The organism is Candidatus Mycolicibacterium alkanivorans, assembly GCF_022760805.1.
Taxonomy (GTDB): domain Bacteria; phylum Actinomycetota; class Actinomycetes; order Mycobacteriales; family Mycobacteriaceae; genus Mycobacterium; species Mycobacterium alkanivorans.
The window spans coordinates 265,612-279,326 of record NZ_JAIVFL010000001.1; the positions used below are offsets into that span (position 1 = coordinate 265,612).

At 67.7% G+C, this 13,715-nt stretch carries 13 protein-coding genes; 1 reads left to right on the top strand and 12 read right to left on the bottom strand.

Going from position 1 to position 13,715, the window contains the following annotated elements; genetic code table 11:
- Nucleotides 1-9: 9 nt before the first annotated feature.
- The 3 genes from K9U37_RS01440 to fgd all read right to left on the bottom strand — a co-directional run bounded on the left by K9U37_RS01440 (nucleotide 10) and on the right by fgd (nucleotide 4,529).
- Nucleotides 10-1,197: an acetate kinase gene (locus K9U37_RS01440; RefSeq protein ID WP_243070206.1), complete on the bottom strand. Its 1,188-nt coding sequence runs from the start codon at nucleotides 1,195-1,197 to the stop codon at nucleotides 10-12.
- Nucleotides 1,197-3,269, bottom strand: coding sequence for a phosphate acetyltransferase (gene pta / locus K9U37_RS01445; RefSeq protein WP_243070207.1), 2,073 nt, complete (start codon nucleotides 3,267-3,269; stop codon nucleotides 1,197-1,199). The genes K9U37_RS01440 and pta overlap by 1 nt, the downstream gene beginning before the upstream one ends.
- Before the next feature lie 249 nt (nucleotides 3,270-3,518).
- A complete protein-coding gene (gene fgd / locus K9U37_RS01450; protein WP_243070208.1) occupies nucleotides 3,519-4,529 on the bottom strand; it encodes a glucose-6-phosphate dehydrogenase (coenzyme-F420) in 1,011 nt (336 codons plus the stop codon).
- 59 nt (nucleotides 4,530-4,588) lie between these two features.
- On the opposite strand from fgd, the gene K9U37_RS01455 reads away from it, so the two are divergent.
- Nucleotides 4,589-5,323: an MBL fold metallo-hydrolase gene (locus tag K9U37_RS01455; protein WP_243070209.1), complete on the top strand. Its 735-nt coding sequence runs from the start codon at nucleotides 4,589-4,591 to the stop codon at nucleotides 5,321-5,323.
- On the opposite strand, the gene K9U37_RS01460 is transcribed toward K9U37_RS01455, so the two are convergent.
- The 9 genes from K9U37_RS01460 to K9U37_RS01500 form a co-directional block, all read right to left on the bottom strand.
- Nucleotides 5,286-6,617: an NtaA/DmoA family FMN-dependent monooxygenase gene (locus tag K9U37_RS01460; RefSeq protein WP_243070210.1), complete on the bottom strand. Its 1,332-nt coding sequence runs from the start codon at nucleotides 6,615-6,617 to the stop codon at nucleotides 5,286-5,288. The genes K9U37_RS01455 and K9U37_RS01460 overlap by 38 nt on opposite strands.
- Complete coding sequence (locus tag K9U37_RS01465) at nucleotides 6,614-7,780, bottom strand: LLM class flavin-dependent oxidoreductase (RefSeq protein WP_243070211.1); 1,167 nt, start codon at nucleotides 7,778-7,780, stop codon at nucleotides 6,614-6,616. The genes K9U37_RS01460 and K9U37_RS01465 overlap by 4 nt, the downstream gene beginning before the upstream one ends.
- A complete protein-coding gene (locus tag K9U37_RS01470; RefSeq protein ID WP_243070212.1) occupies nucleotides 7,777-8,841 on the bottom strand; it encodes an LLM class flavin-dependent oxidoreductase in 1,065 nt (354 codons plus the stop codon). Before K9U37_RS01470 ends, K9U37_RS01465 begins: the two co-directional genes overlap by 4 nt.
- Before the next feature lie 89 nt (nucleotides 8,842-8,930).
- On the bottom strand, nucleotides 8,931-9,440 hold the full coding sequence (locus K9U37_RS01475) for a GNAT family N-acetyltransferase (RefSeq protein WP_243070213.1): 510 nt from the start codon (nucleotides 9,438-9,440) through the stop codon (nucleotides 8,931-8,933).
- 218 nt (nucleotides 9,441-9,658) lie between these two features.
- A complete protein-coding gene (locus tag K9U37_RS01480) occupies nucleotides 9,659-10,882 on the bottom strand; it encodes an O-succinylhomoserine sulfhydrylase (RefSeq protein WP_243070214.1) in 1,224 nt (407 codons plus the stop codon).
- Complete coding sequence (locus K9U37_RS01485) at nucleotides 10,879-11,292, bottom strand: rhodanese-like domain-containing protein (protein ID WP_243070215.1); 414 nt, start codon at nucleotides 11,290-11,292, stop codon at nucleotides 10,879-10,881. Before K9U37_RS01485 ends, K9U37_RS01480 begins: the two co-directional genes overlap by 4 nt.
- 32 nt (nucleotides 11,293-11,324) lie before the next feature.
- On the bottom strand, nucleotides 11,325-11,765 hold the full coding sequence (locus tag K9U37_RS01490; protein WP_372489354.1) for an Rv0361 family membrane protein: 441 nt from the start codon (nucleotides 11,763-11,765) through the stop codon (nucleotides 11,325-11,327).
- Entirely contained in the window at nucleotides 11,762-12,940 is a 1,179-nt protein-coding gene (gene purT, locus K9U37_RS01495) for a formate-dependent phosphoribosylglycinamide formyltransferase (RefSeq protein WP_243070216.1), read from the bottom strand. The genes K9U37_RS01490 and purT overlap by 4 nt, the downstream gene beginning before the upstream one ends.
- A gap of 101 nt (nucleotides 12,941-13,041) precedes the next feature.
- Nucleotides 13,042-13,698, bottom strand: coding sequence for a hypothetical protein (locus K9U37_RS01500; RefSeq protein WP_243073176.1), 657 nt, complete (start codon nucleotides 13,696-13,698; stop codon nucleotides 13,042-13,044).
- Between the last annotated feature and the right edge of the window lie 17 nt (nucleotides 13,699-13,715).

The window sequence follows — 13,715 nt, forward strand, 5'->3', positions numbered from 1 at the left end:
CTGCAGAGCCTAGATCACCGTCAGGCAGGCCCGCGCGATCGCCAGCTCTTCGTTGGTCGGGATAACCAGCACGGACGTGGGTGACTTGTCCGCGGAGATCAGCCGCGCGCCGCGGGTCGGGCTCTCGTTGAGGTGCTCGTCGATCTCGATACCCAGCGTCGCCAATCCGGTCAGTGCGTCGCGACGCACCCGGGCGTCGTTCTCGCCGACCCCGGCGGTGAACGTCACCACGTCGGTGTGGCCGAGGATGGCGAGGTAGGCCCCGATGTACTTCCGCAGCCGGTGGACGTAGACCTCGTAGGCCAGTCGGGCGTCCTCGTCGCCGGATTCGATGCGCTGATGCAGGATTCGAAAGTCGATCTCCCCAGCCAGACCGTACATTCCGGACCGCCGGTTGAGCATCACCTCGATGTCCTCGACACCCATTCCCGCGGTTCGCCACAGGTAACTGATCACGCCGGGATCGATGTCGCCGGACCGTGTTCCCATCACCAGACCCTCCATCGGGGTCAGGCCCATGGTGGTGTCGACGGGACGCCCACCCGCGATGGCCGACCCCGACGCGCCGTTGCCCAGATGCAGGACGATCTGGTTGAGCGACTCCAACGGGGCGCCCAGGAAGTCGGCCGCCTGTTGGCTGACGTACTGATGCGACGTCCCGTGAAATCCGTAGCGGCGAATCTGCCAGCGTGCGGCCAGGTCTCGGTCGATCGCGTACGTCGACGCGGCAGCGGGCAGGGCGTGGAAGAAAGCGGTGTCGAACACCGCGACATGCGGCAGCTCGGGCAGCACCCGACGGGCCACTTTGATGCCGAGCACCGCCGGCGGGTTGTGCAGCGGTGCCAGCGGGGCCAGTTCGCGCAGTTGGTCGAGTACCGCGTCGTCGACCACTGTCGGCCGGTAGAGTCGCTGCCCGCCGTGTACCACCCGATGGCCGACCGCGACCAGACCCAGGCTGTCCAGGCGCTGGCCAGCTTCGGCGAACAGGTCGAACGCGGTGCGCAGCGCCGCCTCGTGGTCGGCGATGCGGCCGTCGCGCCGGATCTCCCGGTCACCGAACGTCAGAACGGCGCTCGACGCCTCCTCCCCGATCCGCTCGACAATGCCGTGTGCCAGCGATGCACCCGTATCAGGTTGGAGGAGTTGATATTTCAGTGACGAAGAGCCGGAGTTGAGAACCAGTACGGTCTGCGACATCAGTTCCCCTGGGCCTGGATCGCGGTGATCGCGACAGTGTTGACGATGTCCTCGACCAGCGCCCCACGGGACAGGTCGTTGACCGGTTTATTGAGTCCCTGCAACACCGGACCGATCGCAATCGCCCCCGCGCTGCGCTGCACCGCCTTGTAGGTGTTGTTGCCGGTGTTGAGGTCCGGAAAGATCAGCACCGTGGCCCGGCCGGCCACCTCGGATCCCGGCATCTTCGCCGCAGCCACCGTCGCGTCCACGGCGGCATCGTACTGGATCGGCCCCTCCACCGACAGGCCGGGGTCCCGTTTGCGCACGAGATCGGTTGCCGCACGGACCTTTTCCACACCGGCACCGCTGCCGGAGTCTCCGGTCGAATAGGACAGCATCGCCACCCTGGGCTCGATGCCGAACTGCGCGGCCGTGCGCGCCGAGCTGATCGCGATGTCGGCGAGCTGTTCGGCGGTCGGGTCCGGCACGATCGCACAGTCGCCGTAGGCAAGCACCCGATCGCTCAGGCACATCAGGAAGATGCTCGACACCGTCGACACGTCTGGCTGGGTCTTGATGATCTCGAAGGCCGGCCGCACGGTGTGCGCGGTGGTGTGCGCGGCTCCGGAGACCATGCCGTCGACGATGTCGTTGTGCACCAGCATGGTTCCGAAGTAGGAGACGTCGTGGATGATCTCCCGGGCCTGCTCGAGCGTCACGCCCTTCTTCTTGCGCAGCTCGGCGTACTGTGCGGCGAACTCGTCGCACAGTACGCTGGTGCGCGGGTTGAGCACGGTGGCTGCCGTGAGGTCGACACCGAGTTCGGCTGCGCGGGAACGGACCCGGGCCTCCTCGCCGAGGATCGTCAGGTCGGCGACCTCCCGGCGGAGCAGCCGGCCGGCGGCACGCAGGATGCGGTCGTCGTCGCCCTCGGGCAACACGATGCGTTTGCGGTCGGAGCGGGCCCGTTCCATCAGCTGGTAGGTGAACATCTGCGGGGTGGTCACCGTCGGGATCGGAATCGCGAGCCGCTCGAGCAGATCGCCGATGTCGACATAGCGGTCCATCAGGGCGATCGCAGTGTCGATCTTGCGCTGCGAGGTGGCCGTGACTCTGCCCCGCGCCGCGGCGACCCGGCTGGCTGTCTCGAACGTCCCGTAGTCGCTGGCGATGATCGGCAGCCGCAGGCCCAGGCCCGTCACCAGTTCGGCGATGCTGCGATGCAGCGGCAGCCCGCCGTTGAGGATCAGGGCCGACAGCGACGGAAAACCCTCGGCGGCGTGCGCGCTGGCTACGGCCAACACCACGTCGGAGCGGTCACCCGGGGTGATCACGGTAGCACCCTCCGCGAGCCTCTCCAGGCAGTGTTCGGCCGTCATCCCGGCGACGAGCACGCCCATCACCTCGCGGCCCAGCAGCGACTCGTCACCGTGGACCAGCACCCCGTCCACCGTGGCCCTGAGGTCGGCGACGGTGGGTGCGACCAGCAGGTGTTCCTCGGGCAGGACGTAGACGTGCGGGCTGAGGTCCTTGCACGCGGCGGCGACGGCCTCCACCTGAGCCGGATCGCAGCGGTTGGCCACCACCGCCGCGGTGTGGGCGTGCTGCAGGGCCAACTCGGCCAGGCACAGTTCGATCACCTGCACGACCTCGGCGGGAGTGCGGTCGCGCGCTCGAACCGCAAGCACCACCGGTGCGCCGAGGTTCACCGCGATCCGAGCGTTCACACTCAGCTCGGTCGGGGTCGCCACGTCGGTGTAGTCGGAGCCGACGATCACCACGGCGTCACAGCGGGCGGCCATCGCGTGATAGCGATCGACGATGTCGGTGATCGCACCGTCGGGATCCTCGTGCAGGCGCTGGTAGGTGACGCCGACGCTCTCGTCGTAGGTCAGGCCGGCATTGCTGTGGGCCAGCAGCAGCTCGAGGATGTAGTCACGGTCCTCCCGACGCGTGATGGGCCGAAACACCCCCACCTTCGGAACGGTCGCGGTCAGCCGGTGCAGGATGCCCAGCGCGACGGTGGACTTTCCGGTGTCTCCCTCCGGGGAGGCGACGTAGATGGCGGTGGCGGTGCGCGCGGCGGTCACGGGCTACAGCTTCCCGTATGAGGGCGCCGTTGAAAACTCCGAACTCGCGGGAAGTGGGATTAGGCATTTCGGCCGTCCGTCATCATTCAAAACTGGCAAACTTCAGATTGCCAGCCGGAATGTCTAAAGCCCGGAAACGGTCGGGAATGGTCGCCCCGATTTGCAGTAACGACGGTGAATTTGGCTGCAGCTAAGTTCCGTCCGGTGTGCAACACTGAGGAGTCGCGCGCACGATCGATGGCTGATCCCTCAGCCAAGCTTCCGAAGCCGCGGCGCGAGATCCTTCTCGAACAGTTCCAGGAAGCGACGCTGGTCGTGACCCGGAGCGTGGAACACCAGGTGGTTTAGCCCGAATTTCAAGTATTCGCGAACCTTTTCAACGGCCTCGTCGGGATCTGAGGACACGATCCAGCGCTTGGCGACCTGCTCGATGGGCAGCTCGTTGGCGGCCTTCTCCATCTCCATCGGGTCGTGGATGCTGTGCTTCTGTTCAGCGGTCAACGACAGCGGCGCCCAGAACATCGTATTGTTAAGTGCCAGTTCAGGATCCGGATCATAGGAGATCTTGATCTCGATCATCTTGTCGATCGCGTCGAGGTCGCGGTGAGCGGCCTTGGCACCTTCTTCGACTGCGGGCAGCAGCTTCTCGGTGTAGAGCTCCTCACCCTTTCCCGAGGTGCAGATGAACCCGTCACCGGCACGCCCCGCATATTTGGCCACGGCGGGACCGCCGGCCGCGATGTAGACCGGCACACCGCCCTCGGGCACGTCGTAGATCGAGGCACCCCTGAGGTGGTAGTAGTCGCCGTCGAAGTCCACCCCGTCACCGCGCCACAGCTCGCGCATCAACCGCACCGACTCACGCAGCCGGGCGAAGCGCTCCTTGAACTCCGGCCATTCGCCGATGTAGCCGGTCGCGATCTCGTTGAGCGCCTCTCCGGTGCCCACCCCGAGGAACACCCGATCGGGGTACAGGCACGCCATCGTCGCGAACGCCTGCGCGATCACCGCCGGGTTGTAGCGGAACGTCGGCGTCAGCACCGAGGTGCCCAACGTGATCCGCTTGGTGCGTTCGCCCACTGCGGTCATCCAGGCCAAGGAGAACGGCGCGTGACCGCCCTCGTGGCGCCACGGCTGAAAATGGTCGCTGACCGTCGCACTGTCCATCCCGTGCGCCTCGGCCAGCACCGCCAACTCCACCAGCTCACGCGGCGCGAACTGCTCCGCCGAGGCCTTGTATCCCAGTTTCAGTTCGGCCACGTCCTCGTTTCTACTCCGGTACCGATCTGCGCGCATCGTCGCCTGCCTACACTCGCGACATGCCCGCCGAGCTGACACAGATCACCGACAAGGTCCACCTGGCCAAGACCGACCTGGTGAACTGGACGCTCGTCGCCGACGACACCGGCGTGATGCTCATCGATGCGGGCTTTCCCGGCAGTCGCGACGATGTTCTGACATCGCTGCGCCAGCTGGGTTTCGGGCCTGCCGACGTGCGGGCCATCCTGCTGACCCACGCCCACGTCGACCACTTCGGTTCGGCGATCTGGTTCGCCGCAGCACACAGAACACCGGTGTACTGCCACGCCGACGAGGTCGGACATTCCAACCGGGAGTACCTCCAGCAGGCCTCCCCGGTCGACCTGCTGGCGCACGCCTGGCGGCCGCGCTACCTCATGTGGTCGGTGGACATCACCCGCAAGGGCGCTCTGGTGCGCGCCGGCATCCTCACCACCCAGGCTCTCACCGGGGACATCGCCGCAACGCTGCCGGGACGCCCGCTGGCCGTGCCGACACCGGGCCACACCGGTGGGCATTGCTCCTATGTGGTGGACGGAGTTCTGGTCGGCGGCGACGCGCTGGTCACCGGTCACCCGCTGGCCCGGCGCGCCGGGCCCCAGCTGCTTCCCGGCCTGTTCAACCACGACGAGCAGGGCTGCGTGCGCAGCCTGGCCGCGCTGGCGATGCTGGAGACCGACACGCTGATCCCCGGCCACGGCGATCTGTGGGTCGGGCCTATCCGGGAAGCCGTGCGGCAGGCGACACCGGGCTGAGCCCCAGATTCTCCCGCAGTGTCTGGCCGCCGTACTCGGTGCGGAACGCCCCGCGTTCCTGCAGCAGCGGCACCACGGTGTCGACGAACTCGTCGAGTCCATCCGGGGTCAGGTGCGGCACCAGGATGAACCCGTCACAGGCGTCGGATTGCACGTAGCGGTCGATCTCGGCGGCGACGTGCTCGGCGGTACCGACGAACTGCTGACGGCTGGTGACGGCGATGACCAGTTCACGGATCGACAGGTTGTCGGCCTCCGCGCGCTGCCGCCAGGCGGTGGCAAGAGCCTTGGGATCGCCGTGGCGCACCCGGCCCTGGGTGACGGTCGGGTCGTCGATGGGCTCGACGTCGGGCAGCGGGCCGTCCGGGTCGTACGCCGAGAGGTCCCGTTGCCAAACCTGTTCGAGCATCGCGATCGCGGTCTGCGGGCTGACCTGCTGCCGCCGGATGTGCTGCGCCTTCTCGGCGGCATCGGCTGCGCTGTCCCCCAGCACGAACGTCGCACCCGGGAAAACCTTGAGCGCGTCAGGATCTCGGCCCCACGCGGCCGCGCGGGCCTGGACGTCGGCGTAGTAGCGCTGGCCGGCCTCGAGCGCACCGTGCAGGGTGAACAACGCGTCGGCGTGCTTGGCACCGAAGTCGCGGCCTTCGTCGGAGTCCCCCGCCTGCAGAAGCACTGGATGCCCCTGCGGGCCGGCGGGCAGGGTGGCGAGTCCGCGAACGTCGAACTGCGGGGAGCGATGGGACACGAACCGGCGTCCGTCAGAACCGGTGCCCGCGGGCCAGGAGTCCCAGAACTCGCGCGCGACGGTGACGAACTCCTCGGCGCGCCGATACCGGTCGGCGTGGTCGAGAAACCCGCCGCGGCGGAAGTTCGCGCCGGTGAAGGCGTCCGAGGAGGTAACCATGTTCCACGCCGCCCGGCCGTCGGACAGGTGGTCCAGGCTCGCGAATTGCCTTGCGACCTCGAACGGTTCGTTGAAGGTCGTGTTGATCGTTCCGGCCAGGCCGATGTGCTCGGTGACCGCGGCCAGGGCGGCCAGCACGGTGAAGGTGTCGGGCCGACCGACGACGTCGAGGTCGTGGACGCGGCCACGGTGCTCGCGCAATCGCAGCCCTTCGGCCAGGAAGAAGAAGTCCAGCAGGCCCCGTTCGGCGGTGCGCGCGAGATGGACGAACGACTCGAAACCGATCTGGCTGCCCGACGCGGGATCCGACCACACCGTGGTGTTGTTCACTCCCGGGAAGTGCGCGGCGAGGTGAATCCGTTTGCGGTGCTTGCCCTCCCGGATCATGACGGCAGACCCCAGCGTTTGGCGAGCAGCTCATGCGACCGCAGCCTGTCGGCATGACGGTAGGTGGCCGTGGTGACCACCAGCTCGTCGGCTCCGGTGACCCGCTGCAGTGCGCTCAGCTTGTCGGCCACCTCGTCGGCGTCGCCCACGAACTGCGTGGCGATCCGGTCGGAGACCACGGCGCGCTGCTCGTCGGTCAGCGGCGGGCAGTCGTCGGGATCCGGGTAGGGAACCGCGCCACCGTGCGCCCGAATCGAATACACCCAGTGCCCATAAGGCGCGGCGAGATGACGCGCGGTGGCGGTGTCGTCGGCGACGACGACGTCGGCCGACACCACGACGTAGGGCTCCGGCAGAGTCGGTGACGGGGTGAACACCGCGCGATAGGCCTCGACGGCCTCCAGGGCGCTCCCCGGGGTGCTGTGATAACTCGCGACGAACGGCAGCCCGCGGGCTCCGGCCACCGCGGCGCTCTGCCCCTTACTGCTGCCGAAAATCCAGGGCGTCAGGCCGGTTCCCTCTCCCGGCACCGCGTGGACGGGAAATCCTCCGGCGGTGTGGGTTCCATCGAGAAGGGCGAGGATGTCGTCGACCTGTTCGGCGAAGTCGGGCGCCAACGCTTGCGGTTGAGTCAGTATGGTGGCCAGCGCGCGCATTCGCGGGCTCGCCAACAGGGTGCGGGTGTCGAAGGGTGGCGGCACCACCACGCCGTCGATCTCGCGCCAGTCCTGTTGCGGCGGAATACCGTTGAGTGAGGAACCTCCCAGAGAGTTACGCACATTCTGTGTGCGCGGTTCCGCACTCGACGACTGTTCGGCTTCACGACGGCGCTGCCCGGAGCGGCCAAGCCCGAGGTCGATACGGCCGGGATGGAAAGCGTCCAGAATTCCGAAGCTCTCGACCACCGCCACTGCGGTGGTGTAGCCGAGCTGGACCGCTGCGGCGCCGACCCGGATGCGCTCGGTAGCCGCCGCGATCTGCCCGATCAGCACCGCCGGGTTGGAGCCTGCCACAGCGACGAAGTGGTGTTCAGCCACCCAGTAGCGCCGGTATCCCCAAAGTTCGGCGTGGCGCGCGAGGTCGACGGTGCTGCGCAGCGCCGACGCCGCGTCGCAGCCGGCACTGATCGGCGAGAGATCCAGGATGGCCAGCGGAACGGTCACGTTGACCTCACCGGTGTATATCGGTTGACCGCCACCGGCAGCCCCAGCCGTTCGCGCAACGTCTCCCCGTCGCGGTAGGCGGTACGGAACCGGCCCGCGCGCTGCAGTACCGGCACCAGATCGTCGACGATGGCCGGCAGATCTGTGGTGTTGACCGCCGGTCGCAGCCGAAAGCCGTCGAGACCCAGGTCGTGCCAGGCCAGCAGCAGGTCGGCCAACTCTGCAGGGGTTCCGCCCCACACCAGAGCATCGGAACGCACGTCGCTGGCACCGCCGAAGTCGACGACCAGGTCGGCGATGACCTTCAGGTCCTGACCGCCTGCTGCGTTGACTTCACCGACGATCCGCGCGAGGGACTGCTCGTCCTTCGGCGTGACGAAGACGACATCGGCCGCAGCCGAGGCGAATTCGTAGACCCGTTCGGCGTGCGCCAAAGCGGCGACCACGGGTTGCCCTTGTGGCGGCCGTGGCGTGATCGACGGCCCCTTCACCGAGAAGTAGCGCCCGGTGAAGTCGATGTAGTGCAACCGGTTGCGATCGACGTAACGTCCGGTCGCGACGTCACGGATCACCGCGTCGTCCTCCCAGCTGTCCCACAGCCGGCGCACCACTTCGACGAAATCAGCTGCCTCGTCGAATGATTCGTCCGGTGCAGGTGCGGCACGGCGACCAAACAGTTCCGCCTCGGCTGCCGTCGCGCTGACCCGTGGTTGCCAGCCCGCGCGACCGTGTGAGACGTAGTCCAGCGTGGCGATCGCCTTGGAGATGTGGAACGGCTCGGTATGCGTGACGGTGGCCACCGGGATGAGCCCGATGTTGCGCGTCACCGGCGCGATTCGCGCGGCGATCAGGACGGCGTCGGCCCTGGGTGTGTCTCCGCGGGTTCCCAGGTTGTCCTCAACGGTGAGGAAGTCCAACATCCCACGTTCGGCGATGGCCGCGAGCCGCGCCCAATGTCGGCCGCTGGTCACCGGTTCGGCGGCCGGTGTGTACCGCATCGCCTGCGGGCGGCAACCATAGCCGTCGAGGGCGACGCCGAGATACACCGGGTTGAGAGCCATCACTCAACTGTCTAACGTGCTGTCGCACAAGATATTCCGGAACCCGGGGTTCAGTTCACCGTGATTTCAACCCTGGCGTTTGCCGGGGTTCACAGTAGCTTGCCGAACGCGATCGGATAGACCTCACCGTCGGCGGGCAGCGGCTCGTCCAGCCGGGTGTAGCCCGCGCTCTCGTAGAGCGCCTCCGCCTCGGGCTGACGGTCCCCGGTGGTCAGGTACACCCGGCGATAGCCCCGCCGGACGATCTCGGATTCCAGGGCATCGAGCAGCACCTTGGCGTACCCACGCCGCCGGTGGTTGCGGTCGGTCCAGATGCGTTTGAGTTCGGCGGTCTCGGCGTCGAAGCGGCGGAAGGCCCCGCCGGTCACCGGCCGGTCATCGAGCAGCCCGATCAGCATGCCGCCGTCCGGCGCACTGAACTCGTCTGCCGGATATCCCCGCAGCCACCTCAGCACACGGTCCTCGGTGCCGTTGTAGCGGGTGGCGTACTCGACGGCCAGCTCGGCGATCAGCGGCCGGGCCAGCTCGTCGTCCTGGTGGACCGGGACGAAACGCAGCCACTGCACCGCACCATTGTGCTGGGCGGCCCGGTCCGACACGCTGGCCGACCCCCTTCCGAGAATAGTTGACACCTGTTGAGTCTGCGGACCGCCTCGATGTGCTCGATCAGCACGTCGGGCGAGACTCGGCGTAGCGCACTTATTCGGGGAAGTCGTCCTCGTCACCGACCGACTTGAACCACACCCGCGTCACCGGTTCGATCGTCTCGTCGTCGGAATTCGGTGATCGCCGGCGGATGGATCCAGCTGGCCAGGCCTTAACCCAGCGCGCGATCCAGGTCGGCGATCAGGTCCTCCGTGCCCTCCAGGCCCACCGAGATTCGCACCACGGCGTCACCGAGGCCGATCGCCGCGCGACCTTCCGGACCCATCGCCCGGTGCGTCGTGGTAGCCGGGTGGGTGATCAGCGACTTGGCGTCGCCCAGGTTGTTGGAGATGTCGATCACCTGCAGTTTGTCGAGCACCTCGAAGGCACGCTCCTTGGCCTTGCTCTCGGGCGCGTCGAGTTCGAAGGTGATGACGGTGCCACCACCGGACATCTGCCGCTTGGCCAGATCGTGCTGGGGATGCGAGGGCAGAAACGGGTAGCGCACCCAGCGCACTGCGGGATGACTCTCGAGGAACTCGGCGATCCGCAGCGCGGAGTCGCTGCTGTAGTTGACCCGAACCGACAGTGTCTCAAGGCCTTTCAACAGCACCCACGCGTTGAACGCGCTCAGGGCCGGCCCGGTGTGACGCATGAGCTTCTGCACCGGCCCGTCGATGTACTCCTTGTCGCCGAGGATCGCCCCACCGAGCACCCGGCCCTGGCCGTCGATGTGCTTGGTACCGGAGTACACCACCACGTCCGCCCCGAGCGGGAAACCCTGCTGCAGAAGCGGAGTGGCAAAGACGTTGTCCAACACCACCTTTGCACCCGCGGCATGGGCCAGCTCGGACACCGCTGCGATGTCGACCAGCGACTGCATCGGGTTGGACGGTGTCTCGAAGAACACGGCCTGGGTCGGCGTGCTCAACGCCTCCTCCCACTGCGACAGGTCATCGCCGTCGACGAAGACGGTCTCGACCCCCCAGCGCGGCAGGATTTCGTTGCACACCACGAAACAGGAACCGAACAGGCTGCGGGCGGCCACCAGCCGGCCGCCGGCGCCCAGCAGCGCACCCAGCGAGGTGAAGACCGCCGCCATCCCCGACGCGGTGGCGAATGCCGCGGGGGCACCCTCGATGAGCCGCAGCCGTTCCTCGAACATCGAGATGGTCGGGTTACCGTAGCGCGAGTAGACGAAACGGTCGATCTCGCCGGTGAACGCCTTCTCGGCCTCGGCAGCCGAGGAGTACACATAGCCCGACGTCAGGTACACCGCCTCGGCGGTCTCCTCGAACCCCGAGCGCAGCAGCCCGCCGCGCACCCCGATGGTGGCCTGGCTGACCCCGTCCGGCAGCGGCGCGGGAATCCGCACCGACGGCACCGGATCGGTCATGACTGCTTCCAGGGCAGGCCCAGCGCCCGCCAGCCGTTCACCCCGCGGTGGCCGTGAGCGTCGAGTTGGCCCTCGAAGCCGTCGAGCATGTTGTACGACGGCGCGATCCCGGCGGCGGTGGCCGTCTCGGCCGCGGGGATCGACCGGTTACCCGACCGGCACAGGAAGACCACCGGGCGATCACCGGGCGTGACACCGGCGGCGTTCAGGTCGGCCACGAAGTTGTCGTTGTGCTGGCCGTTGCTGTGGTTCCACTCCACGAACACCACCTCGCGGCCCAGCGGGGTCAGATCGGGCGCGCCGACCCACCGCCATTCGGCGTCGGTTCGGCAGTCCACCAGCACCGCCTCGAGGTTCTCGCTGAGCAACTTCCAGCTTTCCTCGGGGGTGATATCTCCTGCATAGCTCACAGCCCTGAGTCTCGCACATGCGGCTGAGATCGCTAGGCCGGACCGGGCGAGCAGACCTTCCAGTCCCCGCCCTCGCGGACGAACGTCATCGGACTCTGGATCCGCTTGTCCGGCGCCTTCTCGAAGTGGTAGACGACCGTGGCGGTGGCCCGGTCGCCGTCGATCTTGACCCCGATGACGTCGTCGACGAAGCGCGCCCCTTGCGCGGACCTCGACTGCTGTTGACGGGCAATGACTTCCGCCTCGGCGCCCTGTTGGCCGGTACAGGTGAACTTGCGGAAGTCCGGGTAGTTCTCCCGCTGCAGGGCGTCGTTCTGTCCGACCGCGGCGCGGCCGACGCGCTGATCCGCGCTCAGCCCATCACCGCGAACCAGCCACGAGATCCCGAATGCGATCAGCACGAGCACAGCTATGCCCAGCGCGATCAGAATCGGCATCGGGCTCGACCCGCTGTTCTGTTTCTCGTCCGTCACTGCCACAACCTCCGAAGTGTCGCCGACGCCTGCCACACCCGGTCACGGGCGGTGGTCACGTCGGCCGCCGTGGCAAGCGCCAGGCCCAGCCGCAGCCGCGGAGCTCCCTCGTGGCTGCCGAACAACCGGACATCACTCTCCGGCACCGTCAACACCTCGGCAAGCACCGCGGCCGACTCCGGCCGGGGCGTCGGACGTCCGTCGGCCTCGTCGGCATAGGTCACCTCGGCCGCTCCCGGCGAGATCATGATGGTGTCGACCGGCAGCCCGAGCACCGCGCGGGCGTGCAGCTCGAACTCCGAGAGCCGCTGGGTGCGCAGAGTCACCAGCCCGCTGTCGTAGGGCCGCACGCTGACGTCGGAGAAGTACACCTCGTCGCCGCGGACCAGCAGCTCCACCCCGAAGACGCCCCGCCCGCCCAGGGCGCGCACGATGCGGGCGGCCACCGACTTCGCCGCGCCCAGCGCCGCCTCGCTCATGGGCTGCGGCTGCCAGGACTCCAGCACATCCCCGTCGAGCTGGCGGTGGCCGATCGGCTCGCAGAAGTGCAGTGCGGGGCCCGCCGGGCCCTCGGTGCTGACCGTCAACAGCGTGACGGCGTAGTCGATCTCGACGACCGTCTCGGCCAGCACCCGGTTGTGCGGCACCCGGCCGCCGGCGTCGACCGCCCGCTGCCATGCCGGCTCGACGTCCTCGGGCCGCAGCAGCACCGACAATCCCTGGCCCGGAACCCCGACGACCGGCTTGACCACCATCGGGAAGCCGGCATGCTCGACAACGGCGGCCAGCTCGGCTACCGACCCGGCGAACCAGAACGGTGCCGTCGGCAGGCCGAGGTCGTCGGCGGCCAGCCTGCGCATGCCCTCCCGGTCGAGGCTGAGCTGGGTGGCATGCACGCCAGGGACCACCTGCGTGGATCCGCTTTCGGCGGCGGTGCGCAGCGCGTCGATCGCCACCGCGTTGGTGTCGACGACGACGTAGTCGGGCCGGACCCGGGCGATGGCGTCGGCGAACTCCTCGGGGTCGGTCATCTTGACCACCAGCGCCTCGTCGGCGGCGTCATGGGCGGGGGCATCGGCGTATCGGTCGACGGCGATGACGAAGGCGCCCAGGCGCTGGAAGGCCAGCACCAGTTCGCGGCTGAGTTCACCGGACCCGACCAGCATCACGCGCATGATGCCCAAGGATAGGTGGACTCAGCCCCGGGTAGGCCAATGCCAGGACGGCTCGTCGAGCAGATCCTGCCCGACGATCGCGGTTTGGCCCATCGAGGCCCTTAGCGGATGGCCGCGTTCTGGTATTCGTCGCGGTGCCGTTCGAACACCCCGGCCCTGGTGAGTAGCAGGACACTGACAATCAACACCCACACCGGAAATGCCATCACGATCCACATGTTCAGATCGCTGACCGCCAGAATGCTCAGTGCCGCAAGATAAGTCACGATCACCAGCCAGCGGGGCATCAGCTCGGTGCGCAACCAGATCGTCGCCAGCGAGATCATGAAGACGGCGGCCATCTTGACCGCGTACGTCTTCGACAGGGCCAGCACCGTCATCTGGCCGAAGAGCGCGACGTCGGTGTTGATCTCGGTGCCCGCGACCGCCGTGTTACTTCCCGCGAGCCCGGCTCCCACCGCCGACGTCACGAACATCATCGCCAGGAAGAGCAGACCGCTGCCCAGGAACACCGTGGAGAAGAACCGGTCCTCGTACCGTCCGAACCCGTCCCGGATCACGCCGATGAACCACAGGAAGCTGATCCCGGCGAACGGCATCAGCATGGACGCGAATTTCATCTTGGCGCTACCGGTGTCGAGCCACTGCGATCCCGGCGAGCCGCCTTCGGGCAGTGAGGTCCTGATGAGGAACAGCGCCGTGCCGAACAGCAGGGCGAACAGCACGCCGGCCAACGCGGCTGCCCGTGGGGTGGTCATTGCCTTGAGCGTCTTGG